Source organism: Streptomyces sp. NPDC057616 (genome assembly GCF_042800575.1).
Classification (GTDB): Bacteria; Actinomycetota; Actinomycetes; order Streptomycetales; family Streptomycetaceae; genus Streptomyces.
In genome coordinates this window covers 1-20,263 of the sequence record NZ_JBHVGU010000024.1, presented here as the reverse complement: position 1 = coordinate 20,263, position 20,263 = coordinate 1, and the positions used below count along the sequence as shown (strand labels likewise).

The following is a 20,263-nucleotide window of genomic DNA, read 5'->3' as shown; positions in this document are numbered from 1 at the left end:
GCGCATTCCTGGGCAGGCGATGTCAGCGGCTGGAGGCGGCTCGGGAAGTCGAGGCCGTCACCTACTCGCTGTGGGTGGACTGGTTCGAGGACCGGACCACTTCCGCGATGCCCTTCGATGCCCTTCGCCGAGGTCCTCGGCAACGACACCGAGCGAGTGGTGGCCGAGCCATCGGAAGCCCTGCTCCGCCGAGCCCGTCGGGTTCTGGAGTGTTCAGGCCAGCACCACGCCGAACTGCGTCACGTACTCGCCGCGGGGCACAGGAACCAGTACCGCAGACACCGCCCCGTGCACACGTAGTTGGTGAACCCTCAGCTCCCACCGCAGAGGCGGGTCACCACATGGAAACGTTGCAGGACGACCGGTGTGGCGTCGTCCACCGTGAAACCCGGATCGCCGAGTGCCTGGCGCATCTCCTCGCTGTGCCAGAACTTCTCGTGGCCGGTCCTCCACGCGTCCACGGTGGTGTGGCCCTCACCCTCATCCCGCGCGTGGTCGACGTCCACCTCCTGCAAGCGCACCACCCGCACGCCGGTCACCTCGATGACAGCGACCGGACGGCCATCGGAGTCGACCACCACCGAGCGTTCGCCGACAACCGGCAACAACTCACCCTCGTGCTCGTACTCCGTGAGGAGCGCGGTGGTCGCGGTCTTGGCTCCGTCGAGGATCGCGGCGACGAGCCGGTCGCGCAGCGGGCCCGGGAAGGCGAATTCGGCCTTCGGCAGGGACGCGGGGTCCACGTCCTGAGCAGGGTTGTCGGTCATACGGCGACCCTAACGTCCTCCCATGTCGGCACCGCTGCCCCGGCTGCCCGTGGCCAGCTGGGTGGCGCGGGCCGGGGCCGAGCTCAACTACCTTCTGTTCAACGCCCAGTTCCTCGCCCAACTCACGTGCCGGCACCGTCGCGTCGTCCTCCCCGTCCTCCAGCGAACCGCCTGGCGTCGCCCAGAAGCCGCCTTCCTCGTCGTAGCGCAGCAACATGACCCGGTCGTCGTCATCAAGGACAACGGCGCGGACAGCATCGCGCATCGGCAACGCCGGCGGGGGCGGCGGCGAGGTCGTCACGCGCCCGGTGCCTCTACCGTGATCACGTCTCCCACCTGGACCGTCCCCGCCTCAAGTACTTCCAGGTACACACCCAGACAGGACAGTCGACCCAAGTCGAAGACTGGCACGCGGTGTTCGCGGGCCACCGCCCTCATGATGCCGGGATCAGGCGGGAGTTCGTCGTGGCCGAGCGTGGGGACCACGCAGCGAGGAGTCGGCACCGCCACCCTGAACAGCGCCTCGCCCACCCGCAGCCGGGATCCCAGCCAAGCGTCTTCAGGGAAACCCGGCCTCGCGCCGGTGTCGACGACCAGGTTGGGCCGGAAACGGCGGGCGTCGAAGTCCCCGGCGGGATACACCTCCCGCATCCGCGTCAGGGCCGCTGTGGTGACCAGGTGGACCCGGCCGTAGTCGAAGAACGTACCCCGGGCGACGCCACCCGTCGTGACGGTCTCCCCCGTGGCGTCCACCTCCGCCGATTCCCGCACAGCATCCGGGACCCCGCCCTGGTACTCGGGCACGGCACGCTCGAGTCTGCCGTGTTCCGGCACCTCGGCCGAGACGAACACCTGCCTGCCCATCAACTTGGAGAGTCGCAAGCCCAGTTCAGGGTCCTGCACGGGCAGGTCCACGCCGTCCGGCAGGACGGCCCGGACCCCGCCGGCGTCGTCCACTCGGCTACGGCAGCGCAGCAACGCGCCCCACTTGCGAGGGTGCTTGGCGCTGCCCACCGCGCCCGTCCCGTCGAGCAAGGCCCATGTCCGGTCCCCGGAAAGCCCGCTCTCCGTGACCGTCACGGAGTGCACCGCCTCACCCAACATCGACTTCACCGGATACCGGTACAGCGCCGCCACAGTCCCCATCGATCAAGTATCGCTGGCGTAGCGACGGCGCCACATGCCGTTCGGCGGCATCAGAGGGGCAGTGCCAGAAGTGTCTGTAGTGTCTGTGGTTCTTGCACCCGCCCAGGTGAAAAGGACGCCGCCTACGGTTCGACGATGTGGCGTAGATAGGCCCGCGGGTCCGCGAGGTAGCGTCGCCAGTGATCGACGATGCCGAGTTCCCGCCACTCAACCCTCCGCATGCCGTGTTCGCCGACCTCGACGATGTCCGCACCCGGCAGCGCCGTCAGCAGGGGTGAGTGCGTGGCGCAGATGACCTGGCCGCCCTCCTTGGCCAGCCTGTCCAGGTGTCCGATCAGTTCCAGGCACGACGAGAAGGACAGCGCCGCCTCGGGCTCGTCGAGGACGTACAGACCTGTATGGAGGAACTTCCCGCGAAACGCCGCGAGGAAGCCCTCGCCGTGGCTGACCGAGTCCGGTGAGAAACCTTCCCGGCCCAAGGCGTCCAGTGCGGTCTCGGCCCGTAGGAAGAAGCCTTTGCGGGCCGACCAGTTGGTGAGCATGCGGCGCCCTCGGGAGGCCGCGTCGAACTTCATCTGCTCGCCGAGAGCGGACTTGCGCCGCGGCGAGGCGTAGCGCCAGTCGTGGGAGCCGCCGTAGGAGTCCAGGCCGAAGCCCTCGGCCAGGGCCTCGACCAGGGTCGACTTCCCCGAGCCGTTCTCACCGACCAGAAACGTCACCGGCGCGGTGAAGCGCAGGCCCTCGCTGAGCAGCTGACGGACGCAGGGCACCGACCACGGCCAGGTGTCCTCGTCGTACGACGAGAGATGGGCATACGCGCGTTCGACGATCACTCGACCAGTGTCACTCAGGACACGCCCAGGTCGCCCGGGACTCGCTCGGGACTCCGTCGTAGCCCGCCGCGTACGCCGTTGGTGCGGGCCACGTCCGTCGGCCGCCGGCCGCGGCGTTTTTTCAGCCTCGACCCGTCCCAGGTGTCACCAGACCCGTCTCGTACGCCACGACGACGGCCTGCGCGCGGCTGTCGAGGTCGAGTTTTGCCATGGTGCGGTTGAGGTGGGTCTTCACCGTGGCCTCGCTGATGTAGAGCCGGTCGGCGATGTCCGCGTTGGACAAGCCACCGGCGATCAACCGCAGCACCTCGACCTCACGGGTCGTCAAAGCGGCCAGGTCGGCGGGTGGTTGAGCTGAGTCGTTCGCGCCGCCGCCCCGTTGGGCGAATGCCTCCACCAGGCGCCGCGTGACACTGGGCGCGAACAGTGCGTCTCCCCCGCTGACCGCCGCGACGGCCGCCAGCAGCCGCTCGGGGCTCGAGTCCTTGAGCAGGAAGCCTGAAGCGCCGGCTCGCAGGGCCCCGTACACGTACTCGTCGAGGTCGAACGTGGTCAGCATCAGGATGCGCGGCGCCGGTTCGGGGGCGGTGGCGAGGATCTCGCGGGTGGCGACGATGCCGCTCATCCCGGGCATCCGGATGTCCATCAGGATGACGTCGGGGCGGGTGTCGGCCGCCAGTGCCACGGCCTCCGCCCCGTCGCCGGCCTCGCCCACCACCTCGACGCCGGGCGCCGCACGCAGCAGGCCGACGAGTCCGGCGCGGATCAGCAGCTGGTCGTCGGCAACCAGGACTCTGGTCATCCCGTGGCGTCGTTCCCCTGCGTCGCGGCCCGCGCCGACGTCGGCAGCGTAAGGCGCACGGCGAACCCTCCCTCGCTCAGCGGCCCGATACTGATCGTCCCGCCGTAGAGCTTGGCCCGCTCCCGCATGCCAATCAAGCCGTGGCCGCTGCCGGAGGAAACTCTGGCCGAATTCACCCCCGCTCCCCCGTTGGTGACCGAAACCGTCAAATGGTGCTGCTCATAACGCAGTTGTACGACGGCCTGCGCGCCCGGCGCATGTTTGAGGACATTGGTGAGCGCCTCTTGGACCACGCGGTAGGCGCACAGCTCGACACCCGGCGCGAGTTGGCGGGTCTCGCCCTCGGTCTGCAGCTCGACCTGGACTCCACCGGTCCTGACGCGTTCGATCATCTCCCCGATCCGGGCCAGTCCCGGCATGGGGGCGTCCGGCGCCTCCTCGTCGCACGACCGCAACACCTTGAGCATGCGGCGCAGTTCCTCCAGTGCCTCGGCGCTGGTGCCTCCGATGGTGTCGAGCGCGCCGCGCGCCGTGGCCGGGTCGGAGGTGAGCACGAACCTTGCCAGGCCCGCCTGTACCGAGACCACCGACATGTGGTGGGCGACCACGTCGTGCAGTTCGCGCGCGATCCGGCCACGCTCTTCGGCGACCTCACGCTTGGCCCGCGCGTCCTGCTCGCGCCTGAGTTCACGGGCGAGTTCGGCGGAATGACGAGCCACCGTGCCGAACCGCAGCAGGACGAGCGAGAAGGCGACGGCCTGCGCGACCACGGAGCCCATGTTCGCCTGCGGGCTGAGCAGACCGGCGCAGATCCACACCGTGGCCATCAGCGCTGCGCAGCCGACGGCAGCGCGGAGCGGACGCAGCGATGCCACGGTGTAGACGGCGAGCATCGGCCCGAAGGAGTTCACCACGGGCCAGTAGCCGGCCGCGACATATCCGGCCCACGCGAGATGAACGAACAGGCAGATCGCGACGGGCGCCTTGCTGCGGGCGATCAGCGGCAGATTGACGAGCCCCACCAGCACGTAACCCGCCAGGTCGAGCGGCGGCCAGCCCTGTTTCGCCGCCTCCTGCGCCAGCAGCACGGCCACGCTGGTCTGCGCCACGGCGATGAGCACGTCGGCGGCGAGGGGACGTATCCGCATCGCCGCAGCGTAACCGTGAGGCGGTGCCGGAACGTCAACCCACCGCGGTACCGCGGAAGTTGCAGGAACCAATCCCGTACGGCGCAAGGTGTGCCCGAACGTCAAACCGGGACGGGACGACGCGGCTCCGCTCCGTGCGTAACTTCTTGGTGCAGCGGCTCACCGGAACGTAGAGGTGCAGCAGCTCACCGGAGCCGGCCGACCACCGGCACCGGAGGCCACGGGCCTACGGGGGACCCAACGGGGGGACCCGCCGCGTGGCCGGAAGGGACTGACATGTCTTTGCGTACGAAGGCCATCACCATGGCGGTTGCCGTCGCCATCGGCGGCGGGATCACACTCGGGGCGTCCCCGGCGCTGGCGAGCCCGAGCGGAGGTGTGGTCCAGGGAGCGGGGGAGGACTTCCGGGACGACTGGAACGACGAGTACGTGGACGCCTCGCACCACGCACACAGCAACGTGGCCGCGATGTGGCAGGCCATCCTGTGGGCCGACAAGAAGCTCTCGTACAGCGGGATCGACTGCCGGTTCGGGCCGGACACGGTCACGGCCACCAAGAAGTGGCAGTCGACGTTCCACGTCCCGGGCAGCGCCGACGGCAAGGTCGGCAGGAACACCTTCGACCGGGCGGCCGACTTCCTCAGCGGCAGCGCCGGTTCGAGCCACCAGATCAAGTACACCGGCACGGACGGGCGCTACGTGACCTTCAAGCGCACCGACAACGGCCGCTGGGGCATGTACCTGGGCAACGACCTCAAGACCCTCTGGTACAACAACGCCACGTTCAACGCCTGCAGCTGATCCCGCGGCCGTCGCGGAAGACCGATGGTGGCCCGTCCTGTTCAGGAGAGGACGGGCCACCGTCCTGCCACCGTGCCGCATGTCATCGCGGAGAAGGGTGACCCGTCGCCCACGTGGACGGGCTGCCGGACCGCTACCTTGCGGAGATCCGCGACCCGCGGACCGCGTTCGCGGGTGGCCTCGTGCTGATGGCTCTCATCGGCGACGCCGCCGTGGGCTGTCTGGTGGTGACCGCCCCGGCCGACGGGCAGTCGGAGATCAAACGGCTGTGGACCGACCCTGCGTTCCGGGGCCGGGGCATTGCGTCCGGCCTGCTCGGCGCCGCGCTCGAGCACGCCGCGGAAAATGGCGTGACAATCGTGTGGTTGTCGGTCTGGAAATGGCGGACCGAGGCCATTTCCCGCTACGAACGGTTCGGCTTCACCGTCACCCAGTCATGGGACGAGCGGGATCAACTGGTGTGCATGCAACGCACTGCGTGAGCGCACCGCGTCAGCCGGTCGTAGCCGCTCATCGACGGCCCCGACCTGTACGACCGTCTCGTCAGGTCAGCCCCGCCGCGAGGGCGCGGCGCACCGCGTCCGCGCGGTCGCGGATGTCGGCCTTGGCGAACAGGTTGTTGATGTGTGTCTTGACCGTGGCCTCGCTGATGAAGAGCTGCTGGGCGATGGCGCGGTTCGGCAGGCCCTGGCCGATGAGGGTGAGCACTTCACGTTCGCGGGGCGTGAGGTCTGCGGGCAGTTCCTGTACGGGCGCCGGAGGGCGGGTGCGGACGGTGGCCAGAAGGCGGTCCTGGACCTCGCGGTCGAGGACCGACTGTCCCGCGGCGGCCGCCCGGATCGCACGGAGGATGTCCTGGCGTCCCGCGTTCTTCGTCAGATAGCCGCGGGCGCCGGCGCTGAGGGCGGCCAGGATCGAGTCGTCGTCGGCGAAGGTGGTGAGTACGACCACGGCGGTGTCCGGATACTCATCGCTCAGCCGACGCGTCGCCTCGATGCCGTCCATCACGGGCATACGCAGGTCCATCAGGACGACGTCCACCGGTGCGGCGGCCACGGCGGCCAGCACTTCGCTCCCGTCCGCCGCGGCGGCGGTGACCTCGATGTCGTCGGACATGGCGAGCACGGCGGCCAGAGGTTCGCGGACCGTGGCCTGGTCGTCGGCGACGATCACCTTCAACTGCTGTGGTTTCTCGGTCGGTTCGCTCATCCCGGAATCAATGCCTCCACCTGCCAGCCGCCGGCCTCCGGTCCTTCGGTGACCGGACCGGCGGTGAGTGTGCCGCCCAGGAGGGCGACCCGTTCGCGCATTCCTATCAGGCCCATTCCGCTGCCGATGCCCCCGGTCACCTCGCGGGTCGCGGGCGTGTTGCGGACCCTGAGAGTGGTCGACGCGTCGTCGAACGTCAGCTCCACCCGGACCTCGCCGCCCGGAGCGTGCCGGACCGCGTTCGTCAGCGCCTCCTGCGCGATCCGCAGCAGGTTCTGAGTGACCCTGGCGGGCAGTTCGCGCACGGTTCCGGTGACCGTGAGGACGTCGCGGTGGCCCGAGGTCTCGGCCATCGCCGTCAGGCTCTCGACCAGCGGAAGGGCGTCCTCGCGCAGCGCGTGCACGGTCCACTGCGCCTGCTTCAGGCTCTCTCTGACCATGCTGTGCGCCTTGTTGTTCGCCTCGCGCACCTTCTCCAGGTCTCCGGTGTCGATCAGGGCGTCCGCCAGTTCCAGCTGCATGTTGATGCCGGCCAGCGAGTGCGCAAGTACGTCGTGGACGTCTCTGGCGATACGGCTGCGCTCGGTGAGCACGGCCGCCTGGGCCTCGGCGCGGGCGGCCCGTTCGGCGGCCTCGGCGGACTGGACCATCGCCTCCACCGCGCGCTGCCTGCTGCGGCTGAGGATGCCCGCCACGACCGGAATGCCGGTGGTCAGACCGAGTGTCCAGGCGAGCTGTTCATGACCGGGACCGAGGCGGAAGTAGAGGACGGCGCCGCACAGGACGCTGCACAGGGCAGCGAGGGAGAGGGCCTGCCTGAGCGGCAGCCGGTAGCCGACGTGGCCGACCAGGAAGTACGCGAACAGGTAGGTGGGGCCGCTGCGCCCGACGCCGATCAGGGTGGCGGCGGCCACGACGCCGACCGTCAGCCAGACGAAGGAGGCGCGCGGCGGGAGCCTCGACTCGGACAGATGCCGGGCCATCAGGGCTACGGCATTGACCACGAGCAGGACGAGCACCGCCAGTCCGCGGCCCTGCACCCCCAGCGGTCGGACGGTCGCGAACGTGATGGCGATGACGCCCAGGGTGACTGCCCAGTGCAGGCGGGGGTCCTGGCGGGGCACGCCCTTCGGGCCGGACCCGTGTGCGGGGGCCGGTCCGAGGGCGGTGGCAGTCTCGGATGCGGACACGGCGCGACCATAGCCCACGGTCAGTCGGTGCGGTCGAAGGCCGCCACGGGGCGCGGGCCCGTGGGGAGTTGCTCCTCGCGGACGACCATACGACTCCGTATGAAGATCGTGGCCAGGCGAGTGATCACCTCGGTGAGCGCCATGAGTACGAACGCGGCCACCCAGGCGTCGCCGGTGGTGATGTGGTGGGTGAGGCTGAAGCGGGCCACGTCGTCGGAGCCGCCGTGGTCGACCCACACCTGGAACACCATGCGCGCGCCCATGCCGAGCACCCACAAGAGCGCGGAGACGGCACCCGCCTTGATCAGGAGGTGTTCACCCGCCGTACGGATCCTGGTGAAGATGCCGCCGGCGATGCCGAGCGCCGCCCCCGCCGCGACCAGGGTGCCGATCAGCACCAGGTCGTTGCCGCCGGTGGGCACGCTGTGCAGGTAGTGCCAGGCCACGAAGGCCACGATCCCCAGCGGGATCAGGTAGGACTTGAGGTCCAGTCGTGCTTCCCGCAGCTGCCGGAAGACGATGAGGACGAGGGCGATGTCGGTGATCCAGTCGGTCGTGGTCATGCATCCATCGTGCTGACGCCGGGTCTCTCACACCTGGACCCATGGGTGGAGGTACAGGTGGAGATCAGCGAGCGCCCGTACCGCACCCCCCGACAGCCGGCCCGCTCAGCCCCGCACTGCCCGAGACTCCACCACCCGCCGCGCCCACGCGAGACTGTGCAGGAAGATCTCCTCGACCTGTTCGTCGGGGATGCGGTGCCACACGTGGTCGGGGCGGTCACCTCCCTCACGTCGACCGGCACTCCTGCCTCCTCCAAGGTCTCGGCAAGGTGCCGGCTGTGGGCGATCTCGACCATGGAGTCCTGCGTCCCATGGGCGAGGAGGAAGGGCGGTGCGCCGCGTGCACCTGGTACCGGGGGCTCGCGGCGCGAGCAAGGGCGGGGACCGCTTCGGGGGCGGCTCCCAAGAGGAGGGCGTGCGGCCCGGCGGCGGCCCGGCGGCGCCAGGACGGCCGATTCTGTCCTGAGGACGGCCAGGGCAAGGGCGTCCCCCAGCGGCGGTGCGCCTGGGCGGGTGCGTAGCCGGGCAGGCCTGAGCGGCATCAGTCGCCGGCCCGCACCTCATCCTCGATGAAGTCGGCTATCGCGGCAGCGACGGCTTCCGGCTGCTCGTCGGGGATGAAGTGCCCTGCGCCGGGCACGACGACCCCGGTGGTGTTGTCGGCCCACGGGCCGAGGGAGGCAGCCATGTCCGGGATGGAGCCGTGGCTGCTGGAGATTCCGAGGATGGGTACGGTCAGGTGCTGCCGGCTGAGCGCCTGGTGGTTCTTGCGCGCCGACTCGGCGGCGTCTCGGTAGTAGGCGAGCGAGGCGCGGAGGCCGCCGTCGGCGGCGAGGGACGCGGCGTAGTGGTCGAGGTCGGCGTCGTCGAATGCGCCAAGAGCGAGGGCCTTCTCCTTCAAGAACCAGCCCGCGTACTCCCGTTCACGGCCGGCGAGCAGGGTCTCGGGCAGCTCGGGCACGAGGTGGAATGCGAAATGCCAGGTCTTCCACGCCCAGTCCGGGTCGGTGGGAATCGCTTCCGGGAGGGTGATGCCGGGGATTCCGGCGTCGAGCAGGGCGACCCCACGCAGTTGGCTTTCGTAGGTGAGGGCGAGGGAGAAGGCGACCCAGGCGCCGATGTCGTGGGCGGCCAGCCAGTAGGCCGGCACTCCGAGTGCCTTCACGGCGGCGTGGACGTGGGCGGCGACCGTATGGGTGTCGTAGCTGAGTTCCGGGCGCTCGGAGTGGCCCTGGCCGGGCAGGTCGATCGCGATGACGCGGAATCGGTCGGCGAGACGGGGCATGACCTTCCGCCAGGCCCACCAGGTCTGCGGGAAGCCGGCGAGCAGGACGACAGCCGGGCCGGCAGGCCGGCCGCCTTCGACGGCATGAAGGCGGATGCCGTCTGCGTCGACCCAGCGGTGGGTGAATCCGGCCAGGTCGTGCAGGGGCAGATCGTGCAGGGGCAGGTCACTGACGGCGCTACTCGCGGAGACGGTCATGGGGTCCTCCCTCGGTGTTGAGGTGTGCTGGTCCGGCGGGTCTGGCTCGATGTGCGCGGGACACCCGGTCACGATCACGCCCCGAAGCTAACACATCTTGAACCGATCAGTTCAAGATAGGATGAGGGGCAGCATCCGGAACACCGAGACACCGGCGAGGAAGTGCCACGTGGCAGGCAGGAAGCAGTTCGACATGGACAAGGCGCTCAACGCCGCGATGATCCAGTTCTGGCGCGCCGGCTACGCCGACACCTCGGTCGACGACCTGTCCCGGGCGACCGGCCTCAACCGCAGCTCGATCTACTCCTCGCTCGGCGACAAGGACACGCTCTTCCTGCGCTGCCTGGATCGGTACGCCGCGCGCTACGGCGGCATGTACGACGCCGCCCTGTCGTGTGCGGCCTCCGAGCCCCTTGCGGCTGTCCGCGCGTTCTTCGACGTCACCCTCGAACGCATCGCCGATCCCGAACTGCCCGATGGATGCCTGATCGCCCAGTCGGTCATGGCGATTCCGGCGCTGAGCCCGGCCGTCGCGGCGCACGCCAGGAAGTCACTCGGCTTCCAGCGCCAGCGTCTGCGCGCCGCGCTGAAGGCCGGCCGAATGACCGACCAGGACGCCGAGACCTTCGCCGTACACGCGGCGGCCGTGAACCAGTCACTCGCCGTCATGAGCAGAGCCGGGGCGAGCCCGGCGGAGCTCGTGGCCGTGGTGGACGTGACCGTTGACGCGATCGCGCAGGCGTTGCGCGCACACAACTAGGCCGCGTTCAAAAGGTGGGTGCAGGGCCTGTGTTGGAGGATGGCGTCGCCGTCAGGGTGCAGCCGGCGGCGTGATGAGGCCTGCCGTACAGGTGTCGGCGACCAACCTGACACCCCCGTACCGGAGGCACCCGCACTTCTTACTGATCGTTTCAGAATGAGACGTGCGGGCCGGGCGGATGTCAGTCGTCGAGGCGTTGAAGGATCTGTGTGAAATCGCCGTTCTTGATCAGACCGGCGAGGACGTGGGTCATGTTGCCGATGCCGGCGTCGCGGACGATGAGCCCGTCCGAGCACCAGAAGTAGCACCCTGCGAGGGCTTCGTTGTGCTGTGGCTCATCGGGCGAGCGCGCCGGGTCCATTCGGCCTCCTCAACCGCTTCGTTCCGGCACGCTCCAGCACCGGCGACGCCCGCCTGGCCGGGGATCCCACCGCCCACACGTCCCCGCCGGCGTCAGCCCCAGACTGAATTCCTCATCCGTACCAATCCACCCGCGCACCAGCCTCGGATTACCCGTGAGGGTTCCGAGCGGTGGCCCTCCGCGCGCCGCCCGGCCGCAGCAGGGACGCTCCGGCCGGGTGGCGCGCCTGCTCCTGACGGCGATCCCCACCCGCACCCCAAGCGCCAAGCACCGAGCACCGAGCACCGAGCACCGAGCACATGGCTCTCGCCCCCCAAGACGCCACCCCCACCCCCTTGACCCCAGCCCCCTCACTCACTACGGTCCTCCCACCTCACCTGGTACATCGATTAACCAATCGTTAACCGCTTGGTTGGAGACCACCGCTGTGCGCTCATCGCTGACCCGGCGCGACCTGCTCGCCGCCGGTACCGGTCTGGCTGCGGCCGCCGCCCTGCCCGCTCTGTCCGGCTGCTCGTCCCTGGCCGCGGCGGACTCCGATCCGGACACTCTCGTCGTCCACACCCAGCTCGGTACGACCGCGCCCGGCTCCCCCACCTACCTGTCGGCCCTGGACCGCTTCCGCAAGGAGAACCCCGGGCTGAAGGTCAAGAACCTCATCAACGGCGACGACCTCGGCCAGGTCTACGAGACGTCCCGGCTGGCCCGCAAGGAAGCCGACGTCGTCATGGTGAACCTCTACGACAAGACGCTGGCCTGGACGGACGTCGATGCCACCGTCGACGTCAAGCCGTATCTCGACACCTGGGGACTGCGCGACCGTGTCCTGCCCGCCGCGCTGTCCGCCTGGACCGACGCCAAGGGCAGGGTGCGTGCCTTCCCCTACTTCGCGACGAACTGGCCGGTCGCCTTCAACCGCGCCCTGCTCGACAAGGCGGGCGTCGACGAGATCCCCACCACCGGTGACGGCCTCATCGCCGCGGCCCGCAAGCTGCGTGCCAAGGGCATCGCGCCCGTGACCGTCGGCGGCAACGACTGGACCGGCCAGAAGCTGCTGGCGCAGATCATCCAGACGTTCCTGTCGCAGGACGAGGCCCGGCACGTCTACTCGACCGGGGACTTCGGCAGCCGGGGCGCCCGCGAGGGCATCGAGTACTTCACCGCCCTGCGCGACGCGGGGGTGTTCGCGGACAAGGCCCAGGGCCTGACGTCCGACACGATGAACACGCAGTACAACACCCAGGCCGCGGCGATCCAGTCGGCGATGTCCTCCGCCCTGGCGAAGGTCCCCGAGGACGTGGCCCGCCACACCCAGGTGGGCGGCTGGCCCCTGGCCGACGGAGCGGCGCACGACCGCCCGACCATCATCCGGGCGTTCACCCTCATCGGGTTCTGGATCAGCCCCAACGGCGTCCGCAAGATCGAGCACGTCGAGAAGTTCCTGCGCTTCATGTACCGGCCCGACACGGTCTCGCGCTTCATCAAGGAGAGCGGCCGCGACATGGCGCTGCGCACGGACACCGTCAGCACCGGCTTCCCGCTCGTGGCGGCGTCCCAGCGCCTCGGCTCCGGCGTGAGCGAGGTCCTGCTGCCCGACGTGTACATCCCGCCCGCCGCCACGCAGCCGCTGATCACGGCGACGAGCACCTCGTTCACCAGGGGCACGAGCGCGGCCAAGGTCCGCTCCGTCCTCGAGTCCGCGTACCGGTCCGCATGAGCCGCCGGCCCTCCTCCCCTCCGCCGACCCGATCTCCGGGAGTCACCGCATGACGACGCTGACGACGACGCCGGACGGCACCGCGGCCCGCCGCTCCGTCCCTCCCCCTCCCCGCTCCGCGGCCTCGCGCGCGCCCCGGCAGGGCGGCACCGTCCTCGCCGTGCCCGCCCTCGCGTGGTACCTGGTCTTCATGGTCGGCCCGCTGCTCGCCATCTTCGTGATCGCCGCCCTGCACTGGCCGGGCATGCTGCAGCCGGTGTCCTTCGCCGGCCTCGGCAACGTCCGTACCGTCTGGGACGATCCGATGTTCTGGGACGCGGTGCGCAACACGGCCGTCCAACTGGCCGTCGCCCTGCCCCTGATGATCGTGTGCGCGTACATGCTCGGCTACTACGTCGCCCAGCGCCCGCCCGGCCACCGGGTCCTGCGCTACCTGCTGTTCATCCCGGGACTGATCTCGACCCCTGCGAAGGCCATGGTCTTCTACGCGGCCCTGTCCCCCGACGGCCTGGTCAACGGAGCGCTGCAGGGCGTCGGTCTGGGCTCCGTCACCGACGCCTGGCTGGCCTCGCCCTCCACGGCGCTGGCCTGTCTGATCGCCCTGGACGTCTGGAGCGGCATCGGCTTCACGGCCGTTCTGTTCGCCGCACGTCTGAGCAGCGTGCCGGACGAACTCGGCGAGGCGGCCGAGCTGGACGGTGCCGGTCACTGGCGGACCATGTGGACGGTGCACTTCCCGGTAATCCGCGACTATGTCGGCGTGATGACGATGCTGCAGTTCCTGTGGACGCTGTTCGGCTCCGCGCAGAACGTGCTGCTGCTGACGCAGGGCGGTCCCGGCACGTCCTCCACCACGCTGTCGTTCCTGGTCTACCAGAAGGCGTTCATCGCGGCGGACCTCGGCTACAGCCAGACCGTCGGCGTCTTCCTCTTCCTCGTCGGGCTCGTCGGCCTCCTCGCGATCCGCCGCGTCTTCCGCCAGACCTACTGATCGGAGCAGCAACCATGAAGCTCGGCAAACGCTGGCTCCCGGCCCATATCCTGGTGTGGACGTACGCGGTGCTGCTCGTCGTCCCCCTCTACTACTTCCTCGCCTCGGCGTTCAAGACGAACGACGAGATCTTCGCCCATCCCTTCGCCCCGCCCGGCTCGTTCGGCCTGCACAACTTCAGAACCGCCTTCGACAGCGCCGACTTGGGGCTCGCGGTGGTCAACTCCGCGCTGGTGACGGTCTTCTCGCTCGCGCTGACCCTGCTGCTGGGCATTCCGGCCTCGTTCGCGCTGGCGCGCTCGACCGGACGCCTGGCGGGGTTCATCGAGAAGGTCTTCTCGCTCGGGTTCCTGATCCCCACGTTCGCCGCCCTGTTCCCCACCTTCCTCCTCGCCGCGGCCACCGGGCTGTTCCACACGCGGACGTTCATGGTGCTGTTCCTGCCGGCGACGGCGCTGCCCCTGTCGGTCGTGATCCTGGTGCAGTTCATGCGGACGATCCCTCCGGAGATGGAGGAGGCCGCGCGGCTCGACGGTGCGTCCACCTTCTCGGTGCTGCGGCACGTCTACACGCCGATGTGCCTGCCGGGCATCGCGACCGTTCTGCTGCTCAACTTCCTGACCTTCTGGAACGAGTACCTCTACTCGCTGGTCATCATCGGCCCCGACCCGTCACAGCGCACGGTCCAGGTCGCGCTGCCGACACTCAAGTCGATCACGGGCACGGACTACGGCGTCCTCACGGCGGGCACCGTCCTGACCCTGGTCCCGGTGTGGGTGGTCTACACGCTCCTCCAAAAGCGCATGCAACAGGCCCTGGTCAGTGGGGCGGTGAAGGCGTGAGCGCCCCGGCCGAGCGGTCCGGGCGCCGTCCCACCATCAAGGCGGTCGCGGCCGCGGCGGGCGTGTCCACCGCGGCCGTCTCCCAGGCCTTCAACCACAAGGGCCGGATCTCCGAGCCGACCCGCCGACGCATCCTCGACGCCGCCCTGGAACTCGGCTGGTCCCCCAGCGCTCCGGCCGCGGCCCTGCGCAACGCCCGTACCCGAAGCCTCGCCCTGGTGGTGCGCCGCCCCACCGACGTGCTGGGGTCCGACCCCCACTTCAGCGAGCTGATCACCGGCATAGAGGGCGAACTCGCGCCGCGTGGCTACGGCTTGCTGCTGCACCTGGTGACCGGGCCGCCCGAGGAGAACGCGCTGTACGAACGCCTCGCGGCCGAGGGCCGGGTGGACGGCGCCGTGCTCACCGACGCCCGCGACGACGACGCGCGGCCCGCTCTCCTGGCACGGCTCGGACTACCGGCGGTGCTGCTCGGCTCGCCGGACGACACGGCCGTCGTCCCGCGGGTCGGCCTGCGCGACCAGGGCGCGGGCGTCACGGAGGCCGTGGAGCACCTGCTCTCCCTCGGCCACCGGCGCATCGCCTACGTCGCCGGACCGCCGGAACTCCAGCACACCCGGCTGCGTCTGGCCGCCTTCGCGGAGGCTCTGCGCGGAGCCGGGCTGCGCCCCTTCGCGGTCCTGCACACCGACTTCAGCGAACGGCGGTCGGTCGGCGCCACCGAGGCGCTCCTCCACGCCGAGGACCGGCCCACGGCGATCGTGTACGCCAACGACTCCATGGCCGTCTGCGGCATCGGCACCGCGCAGCGCGCGGGCATGACCGTCCCCGCGGACGTGTCGGTCGTCGGCTACGACAATCTGCCGCTGGGGAGTTGGCTCCACCCCCGGCTCACCACGGTCGACCAGCAGGTGCAGCAGGTCGGCGCGGCCGCCGCGCGGATGCTGCTCGCCCTGTGCGGCGAGGAGGTCGAGGAGCCCGCCCTCACCGGACGCCCGCGGCTCGTCGTACGCGAGTCCACGGGGCCCGCTCCGGGCTGACCTCTGCCTTCACGACGACGCACCACCCGTACCCGAACCCCCTGAGAAGGACCATGCGACGCCACAGCGCCCAGCTCATCCACCAGCCCGACGTCCTGCCCTGGCTCGGCGCCAACTTCTGGTCACGCACCGGCGGTCCGCTGATGTGGCGGAACTACGACCCGAAGATCGTCCGTGAAGAGCTCCGAGTGCTGGGCGAGCACGGCCTGAACATGACGCGGTCCTTCTTCTACTGGCCCGACTTCCACCCGGAACCGCACCGCGTGGACGAGGAGTTGTGCGAGCGGTTCGAGGACTTCCTCGACGCACACCGGGAGGCGGGCATGGGGACGGTGCCCACGTTCATTGTCGGCCACATGTCCGGGGAGAACTGGGATCCGGCCTGGCGCGGCGGCCGTGACCTGTACGAGGACGTGTGGATGGTGGGCCGGCAGGCCTGGTTCGTCAGCCGCATGGCCCGTCGTTTCAAGGACCATCCGGCGGTCACGGGCTGGCTGATCACCAACGAGATGCCCGGGTACGGGCGCATCTACCAGGTCGACCCGCCGTCCTCGGACGTGGTGACCGCGTGGGCCCAGGCCATGTGCAACGCCGTGCGGGCGGCCGGTGCGACGCAGCCGGTCTCCCTGGGCGACGGGGCATGGGGCATCGAGGTCACCGGCCGCGACAACGGCTTCTCCCTGCGGGAGACGGCCGAGTACGTCGACTTCGTGGGCCCGCACGTCTATCGCTCCGACACGGACCGGCCGCGCCAGCACTACCGCGCCGCCTTCGAGTGCGAGCTGGCCGCGGTGACCGGACAGCCCGTGGTGCTGGAGGAGTTCGGCCTGTCCACGGACACCGTGTCAGCGGCCAACGCGGGCGTCTTCTACCGCCAGACCCTGCACAACTCGCTCCTCGGCGGGGCAACGGGCTGGATCGCCTGGAACAACACCGACTACGACGACCTGTGGGACCAGGCCCCCTACGACCACCACCCCTTCGAGATGCACTTCGGCATCACCGACTCCACCGGCGCGCCGAAGGAGCCCTTGCGTGAACTGGCAGCCTTTGCAGACGTGTTGAAGGCCGTCGACTTCGCTCACTGCGCTCGTGTCGACGCCGATGCCGCCCTGGTGGTGCCCGCCTTCCTGGAACGCGGCTACCCCTACAGCCGGCCCGCCGACCGGCCGCTCATCTTCACGTCCCTGCACCAGAGTTACGTCACGGCGCGCGCCGCCGACCTGCCCGTGGGATTCACCCGCGAGGCCGACGGGCTGCCCGGCTCCGCGTCGCTCTACCTGCTGCCGGCGACACGCCAGTTGACCACCCGCACCCGCCGCGAGCTGGCCCGCCGGGTCGCCGCGGGCGCGACCGTGTACCTCTCGTTCTGCTCCGGCGAGCACCCCACCACGCGGGGCCCCTGGTTCGACGATCTCGACGGACTGTTCGGCGTGGAGCTGCAGTTGTCGTACGGCGTCGCCGAGCCGATCGAGGACGACGTGCTGGAGATGACGTTCACCGAGGACTTCGGCGGGCTACGCGCGGGCGAGGTGCTGCGCCTGCCGGTCGCCGGGAACGAGGACAGCCGCGCCTATCTGCCTGTGGTGCCTCGTGCGGGCCGCGTCGTCGCCGTGGACGCCCATGGCCGGCCGGCCCTGATCGTGCACGAGACCGGCTCCGGGCGCACGGTGCTGGCCACATATCCCCTGGAGCACATGGCGGCCCGCACCCCGCGCGCCAACCCGGACGTTACGCATCGCCTCTACGAGGCCCTGGCGGAGGTCGCCGGCATCCGGCGGCCCGTCACGGTCGCCGACCCGCACGTCTCGGCAGACGTCCTGGTCCACGCCGACGGTCGGCGTTTCGTGTGGCTGGTCAGCCAGAGCGCCGGCCCGCTGACGGTCCGCCCGGCCGCCGACGGCACTCTGCACGATCTGGAGAGCGGCGAGCCCGTCACGGACGTGGAGCTGGACGCGTACGGCGTCACCGTACTGGAGCTGCGGTGACCCTCCCCCGCTACCGCGACCCGTCCGCGCCGGTGGCGGACCGCGTCCGCGACCTGCTGGGCCGTATGACGCTCACGGAGAAGGTCGGCCAGGTCAACCAGCGTATGTACGGGTGGGACGCGTACGAGCGGACGCCGGACGGCCATCGCCTCACGGACGCGTTCCGCAAGGAGGTCGCCGCCTTCGACGGGATGGGCGCGCTGTACGGGCTGCAGCGGGCGGACGCCTGGTCCGGGGTGGTGTTCGAGGACGGTCTGGACGCACTCGACGGCACGCACATGGCCGCCGCGGTGCAGCGGTACGTCACGGAGAACACCCGGCTCGGCATCCCGGTCCTGCTGGTGGAGGAGATGCCGCACGGCCACCAGGCCCTGGACGGCACCGTGCTCCCGGTGAACCTGGCGGTGGGAGCCACCTGGGGTCCGGAGTTGTACGCCGAGGCGGCCGCGGCCGCGAGTGCCGAACTACGCGCCCGAGGTGCTCACTTGGCGCTGGTGTCCGCCCTCGATCTGGTGCGCGATCCGCGCTGGGGACGGGCCGAGGAGTGCTTCGGGGAGGATCCGTATCTCGCGGCCCGGCTCGCCGAGGCCCTGGTCGAGGGCGCGCGGAAGGCCGGCGTGGGCGTGGTGCTCAAGCACTTCGCCGGCCAGGGCGCCACGGTCGGCGGCCGCAACAGCGCGGCGACCGAGCTCGGGGTCCGCGAACTGCACGAGATCCACCTGGCGGCGGCGCGCGCGGGTGTGGCGGCAGGGGTGGCCGGCGTGATGGCCGCCTACAACGAGTTCGACGGCCTCCCGTGCGTCGCGAACGCGTACCTGCTGACCGAAGTGCTGCGTGAGCGCTGGGAGTTCGACGGCATCGTCATGGCGGACGGCACCGCCGTGGACCGCCTGGTACGGCTGACCGGTGATCCGGTGTCGGCCGGGGCCCTCGCCCTGGAGGCGGGGTGTGACCTGAGCCTGTGGGACGCCTGCTTCCCGACCCTGGGTGAGGCAGTGGACCGTGGCTTGGTCTCCGAGCAGGCGCTCGACGCGGCAGTGGCGCGCGTACTGACGTTGAAGTTCCGCCTCGGCCTCTTCGAGCAGCCCGTCCCGGCGGCCCCAGCACACCCCGACCACAGAGACGTTGGTGACCTGGGCGAGCGCATCGCGCGCGCCTCCGTGACACTGCTGGACCACGACGGTGCCGTGCTGCCACTGTCCCCGGAGGTCGGGCGGATCGCCGTCCTCGGTCCGAACGCGGACTCCGTCGCCCAGCAGATCGGCGACTACACCGCACCCCAGCGGCCCGGCAGCGGCGTCACCGTCCTCCAGGGCATCCGCGCGGCGGCCCCTTCAGGCACCGAGGTCGGGTACGCCCGGGGCTGCGACCTGGTGGGAGACGACGTCTCGGGTGTGCCCGACGCCATCGCGCTCGCGGCCGAGTCGGACGTGGCCGTCCTGGTGCTGGGCGGCTCCAGTGCCCGTACCGACGACACCGCCTTCGACCCCAACGGGGCGGCCGTGACCGGCTCCGGCACGCCGTCCGGCATGACCTGCGGCGAGGGCGTCGACCTGGCGGACGTGGCGCTGCCCGCCGCCCAACTCGCCCTGCTGGACGCGGTGTCGGCGACCGGCACCCCCGTCGTCGTGGTCCTCGTCCAGGGCCGCCCGCACGCCCTTCCCGACCTGACCGCGACCGCCTCGGCGGTGTTGAGTGCCTGGTACCCGGGGCCGCGAGGCGGACGCGCCGTGGCCGACGTGCTGTTCGGCAACTGCGAGCCCCGCGGCCGTCTTTCGGTGTCCGTCCCCCGCTCCGCCGCCCAACTCCCCGTCTTCTACAACGGCAAGGACCACCGCTACCGCGGCTACGTCGACCAGAGCGCGCTGCCACGGCACGCCTTCGGCCACGGGCTGTCGTACACGAGCGTCGAGTACGGCCCGCCACGCCTGTCGGCTCCTCAAGTCGCTGCCGACGCACCGGAGCTGACGTGTCGGGTCACCGTCCGCAACACCGGCTCGCGGACCGCCCACGAGACGGTCCAGCTCTACGTCCGCCGTCTGTCGGGCGGCACGTCCTGGCCGCGCGTTCGTGAACTACGCGGCTTCGTGAGCCTCGACATCGCTCCCGGCGGTGAAGCAGAGGCGGTGTTCACGGTCGACCGAGACACCCTGGCCTCCGTCGACCGGAGCCTGTGTCTCACCGTAGAACCCGGGGAGGTCGAGGTGGAGACGGGCCCGGCGTCCGACCGGACTCAGGGGGCACGGCTGCAGATCACGGTCCCCCTTCGGCAGAAGGGTTGATGGTTCAGCAGCAACGGCCTACTGGTAGCAGGGGGGTCCGCACCGCACGGTGACCATGCCGCTGCCGCCGGCCGCCGTGGACGCCGTGTGGTGGGTGACGACCGTCGGAGTCCTGCTGGTCTCCCACGGCATCGGGGCTGCCATCGCCGGGGTGCCGAGGGCTCCGACGGCGGTCGCTGCCACGAATGCCACGGCGATCGCACGCTTGCGCAGGCTCATCTCTTCTCCTCCTTGGACTGTGCCGTTTCCCGCACCATCGTGCTGGCGTCGCGGCCGGGCCAACAGCTCACGAACCGTTCATCCGTGACCGGTTACCGTAAGCGGCGGGCTGGTCCCGGGC

At 70.3% G+C, this 20,263-nt stretch carries 21 protein-coding genes; 9 read left to right on the top strand and 12 right to left on the bottom strand.

Features of this window, described 5'->3' with window-relative positions:
- Positions 1-311: 311 nt before the first annotated feature.
- The 6 genes from ACFU97_RS27920 to ACFU97_RS27895 all read right to left on the bottom strand — a co-directional run bounded on the left by ACFU97_RS27920 (position 312) and on the right by ACFU97_RS27895 (position 4,696).
- Complete coding sequence (locus tag ACFU97_RS27920; RefSeq protein WP_384262011.1) at positions 312-728, bottom strand: ASCH domain-containing protein; 417 nt, start codon at positions 726-728, stop codon at positions 312-314.
- Positions 610-1,032 carry an NUDIX domain-containing protein gene (locus tag ACFU97_RS27915; protein WP_384262008.1) on the bottom strand — a complete coding sequence of 141 codons (423 nt, stop codon included), beginning with the start codon at positions 1,030-1,032 and terminating at the stop codon, positions 610-612. Before ACFU97_RS27915 ends, ACFU97_RS27920 begins: the two co-directional genes overlap by 119 nt.
- Before the next feature lie 32 nt (positions 1,033-1,064).
- Positions 1,065-1,913 carry an MOSC domain-containing protein gene (locus tag ACFU97_RS27910; protein WP_384261751.1) on the bottom strand — a complete coding sequence of 283 codons (849 nt, stop codon included), beginning with the start codon at positions 1,911-1,913 and terminating at the stop codon, positions 1,065-1,067.
- A 122-nt stretch (positions 1,914-2,035) separates the two neighbouring features.
- Positions 2,036-2,746, bottom strand: coding sequence for an AAA family ATPase (locus ACFU97_RS27905; RefSeq protein WP_384261749.1), 711 nt, complete (start codon positions 2,744-2,746; stop codon positions 2,036-2,038).
- Positions 2,747-2,867: 121 nt separating this feature from the next.
- Positions 2,868-3,548 carry a response regulator gene (locus ACFU97_RS27900; protein WP_384261746.1) on the bottom strand — a complete coding sequence of 227 codons (681 nt, stop codon included), beginning with the start codon at positions 3,546-3,548 and terminating at the stop codon, positions 2,868-2,870.
- Entirely contained in the window at positions 3,545-4,696 is a 1,152-nt protein-coding gene (locus ACFU97_RS27895) for a sensor histidine kinase (protein ID WP_384261744.1), read from the bottom strand. Before ACFU97_RS27895 ends, ACFU97_RS27900 begins: the two co-directional genes overlap by 4 nt.
- Positions 4,697-4,972: 276 nt before the next feature.
- Between ACFU97_RS27895 and ACFU97_RS27890 the strand changes: the two genes are divergently transcribed.
- Both ACFU97_RS27890 and ACFU97_RS27885 read left to right on the top strand, forming a co-directional pair.
- Entirely contained in the window at positions 4,973-5,497 is a 525-nt protein-coding gene (locus ACFU97_RS27890) for a peptidoglycan-binding protein (RefSeq protein WP_384261741.1), read from the top strand.
- Between the two features lie 113 nt (positions 5,498-5,610).
- Positions 5,611-5,979 (top strand): GNAT family N-acetyltransferase, encoded by a 369-nt coding sequence (locus ACFU97_RS27885; protein WP_384261738.1) that lies wholly within the window; start codon positions 5,611-5,613, stop codon positions 5,977-5,979.
- Between the two features lie 61 nt (positions 5,980-6,040).
- Here the strand turns inward: ACFU97_RS27885 and ACFU97_RS27880 are convergent, their stop codons facing one another.
- From ACFU97_RS27880 to ACFU97_RS27865, 4 genes are all read right to left on the bottom strand, one after another.
- Positions 6,041-6,706, bottom strand: a complete 666-nt coding sequence (locus tag ACFU97_RS27880) for a response regulator (protein ID WP_384261735.1) — start codon at positions 6,704-6,706, stop codon at positions 6,041-6,043.
- On the bottom strand, positions 6,703-7,914 hold the full coding sequence (locus ACFU97_RS27875; protein ID WP_384261733.1) for a sensor histidine kinase: 1,212 nt from the start codon (positions 7,912-7,914) through the stop codon (positions 6,703-6,705). Before ACFU97_RS27875 ends, ACFU97_RS27880 begins: the two co-directional genes overlap by 4 nt.
- A 2-nt stretch (positions 7,915-7,916) precedes the next feature.
- Positions 7,917-8,459 carry a hypothetical protein gene (locus ACFU97_RS27870; RefSeq protein WP_384261730.1) on the bottom strand — a complete coding sequence of 181 codons (543 nt, stop codon included), beginning with the start codon at positions 8,457-8,459 and terminating at the stop codon, positions 7,917-7,919.
- 541 nt (positions 8,460-9,000) lie between these two features.
- The gene (locus tag ACFU97_RS27865; protein WP_384261728.1) at positions 9,001-9,942 is read right to left on the bottom strand and encodes an alpha/beta fold hydrolase; all 942 of its coding nucleotides are present in this window, start codon (positions 9,940-9,942) and stop codon (positions 9,001-9,003) included.
- A gap of 169 nt (positions 9,943-10,111) precedes the next feature.
- Here ACFU97_RS27865 and ACFU97_RS27860 point away from each other — a divergent pair, with 169 nt between their 5' ends.
- Positions 10,112-10,702 (top strand): TetR/AcrR family transcriptional regulator, encoded by a 591-nt coding sequence (locus tag ACFU97_RS27860; protein ID WP_384261726.1) that lies wholly within the window; start codon positions 10,112-10,114, stop codon positions 10,700-10,702.
- A gap of 181 nt (positions 10,703-10,883) precedes the next feature.
- On the opposite strand, the gene ACFU97_RS27855 is transcribed toward ACFU97_RS27860, so the two are convergent.
- Positions 10,884-11,063: a hypothetical protein gene (locus tag ACFU97_RS27855; RefSeq protein WP_384261723.1), complete on the bottom strand. Its 180-nt coding sequence runs from the start codon at positions 11,061-11,063 to the stop codon at positions 10,884-10,886.
- A 427-nt stretch (positions 11,064-11,490) separates the two neighbouring features.
- Between ACFU97_RS27855 and ACFU97_RS27850 the strand changes: the two genes are divergently transcribed.
- The 6 genes from ACFU97_RS27850 to ACFU97_RS27825 are packed head-to-tail and all read left to right on the top strand — an operon-like array spanning position 11,491 to position 19,923.
- Positions 11,491-12,780, top strand: coding sequence for an ABC transporter substrate-binding protein (locus ACFU97_RS27850; protein WP_384261721.1), 1,290 nt, complete (start codon positions 11,491-11,493; stop codon positions 12,778-12,780).
- Positions 12,781-12,829: 49 nt separating this feature from the next.
- The gene (locus ACFU97_RS27845) at positions 12,830-13,771 is read left to right on the top strand and encodes a carbohydrate ABC transporter permease (protein WP_384261719.1); all 942 of its coding nucleotides are present in this window, start codon (positions 12,830-12,832) and stop codon (positions 13,769-13,771) included.
- 14 nt (positions 13,772-13,785) lie between these two features.
- On the top strand, positions 13,786-14,613 hold the full coding sequence (locus ACFU97_RS27840; protein WP_384261716.1) for a carbohydrate ABC transporter permease: 828 nt from the start codon (positions 13,786-13,788) through the stop codon (positions 14,611-14,613).
- Complete coding sequence (locus ACFU97_RS27835; RefSeq protein WP_384261714.1) at positions 14,610-15,653, top strand: LacI family DNA-binding transcriptional regulator; 1,044 nt, start codon at positions 14,610-14,612, stop codon at positions 15,651-15,653. The genes ACFU97_RS27840 and ACFU97_RS27835 overlap by 4 nt, the downstream gene beginning before the upstream one ends.
- Before the next feature lie 53 nt (positions 15,654-15,706).
- A complete protein-coding gene (locus ACFU97_RS27830; protein ID WP_384261711.1) occupies positions 15,707-17,641 on the top strand; it encodes a cellulase family glycosylhydrolase in 1,935 nt (644 codons plus the stop codon).
- A complete protein-coding gene (locus tag ACFU97_RS27825; protein ID WP_384261709.1) occupies positions 17,638-19,923 on the top strand; it encodes a glycoside hydrolase family 3 N-terminal domain-containing protein in 2,286 nt (761 codons plus the stop codon). The genes ACFU97_RS27830 and ACFU97_RS27825 overlap by 4 nt, the downstream gene beginning before the upstream one ends.
- Before the next feature lie 18 nt (positions 19,924-19,941).
- Here ACFU97_RS27825 and ACFU97_RS27820 read toward each other — a convergent pair whose 3' ends face one another.
- Positions 19,942-20,142, bottom strand: a complete 201-nt coding sequence (locus ACFU97_RS27820) for a hypothetical protein (RefSeq protein WP_384261707.1) — start codon at positions 20,140-20,142, stop codon at positions 19,942-19,944.
- Positions 20,143-20,263: the final 121 nt, after the last annotated feature.

Bases quoted from the DNA above. Each gene is read 5' to 3' on its own strand.
- ACFU97_RS27915 (WP_384262008.1), bottom strand. From the start codon at position 1,032: ATGCGCGATGCTGTCCGCGCCGTTGTCCTTGATGACGACGACCGGGTC.
- ACFU97_RS27910 (WP_384261751.1), bottom strand. From the start codon at position 1,913: ATGGGGACTGTGGCGGCGCTGTACCGGTATCCGGTGAAGTCGATGTTG.
- ACFU97_RS27900 (WP_384261746.1), bottom strand. From the start codon at position 3,548: ATGACCAGAGTCCTGGTTGCCGACGACCAGCTGCTGATCCGCGCCGGA.
- ACFU97_RS27895 (WP_384261744.1), bottom strand. From the start codon at position 4,696: ATGCGGATACGTCCCCTCGCCGCCGACGTGCTCATCGCCGTGGCGCAG.
- ACFU97_RS27890 (WP_384261741.1), top strand. From the start codon at position 4,973: ATGTCTTTGCGTACGAAGGCCATCACCATGGCGGTTGCCGTCGCCATC.
- ACFU97_RS27880 (WP_384261735.1), bottom strand. From the start codon at position 6,706: ATGAGCGAACCGACCGAGAAACCACAGCAGTTGAAGGTGATCGTCGCC.
- ACFU97_RS27870 (WP_384261730.1), bottom strand. From the start codon at position 8,459: ATGACCACGACCGACTGGATCACCGACATCGCCCTCGTCCTCATCGTC.
- ACFU97_RS27865 (WP_384261728.1), bottom strand. From the start codon at position 9,942: ATGACCGTCTCCGCGAGTAGCGCCGTCAGTGACCTGCCCCTGCACGAT.
- ACFU97_RS27855 (WP_384261723.1), bottom strand. From the start codon at position 11,063: ATGGACCCGGCGCGCTCGCCCGATGAGCCACAGCACAACGAAGCCCTC.
- ACFU97_RS27845 (WP_384261719.1), top strand. From the start codon at position 12,830: ATGACGACGCTGACGACGACGCCGGACGGCACCGCGGCCCGCCGCTCC.
- ACFU97_RS27840 (WP_384261716.1), top strand. From the start codon at position 13,786: ATGAAGCTCGGCAAACGCTGGCTCCCGGCCCATATCCTGGTGTGGACG.
- ACFU97_RS27830 (WP_384261711.1), top strand. From the start codon at position 15,707: ATGCGACGCCACAGCGCCCAGCTCATCCACCAGCCCGACGTCCTGCCC.
- ACFU97_RS27820 (WP_384261707.1), bottom strand. From the start codon at position 20,142: ATGAGCCTGCGCAAGCGTGCGATCGCCGTGGCATTCGTGGCAGCGACC.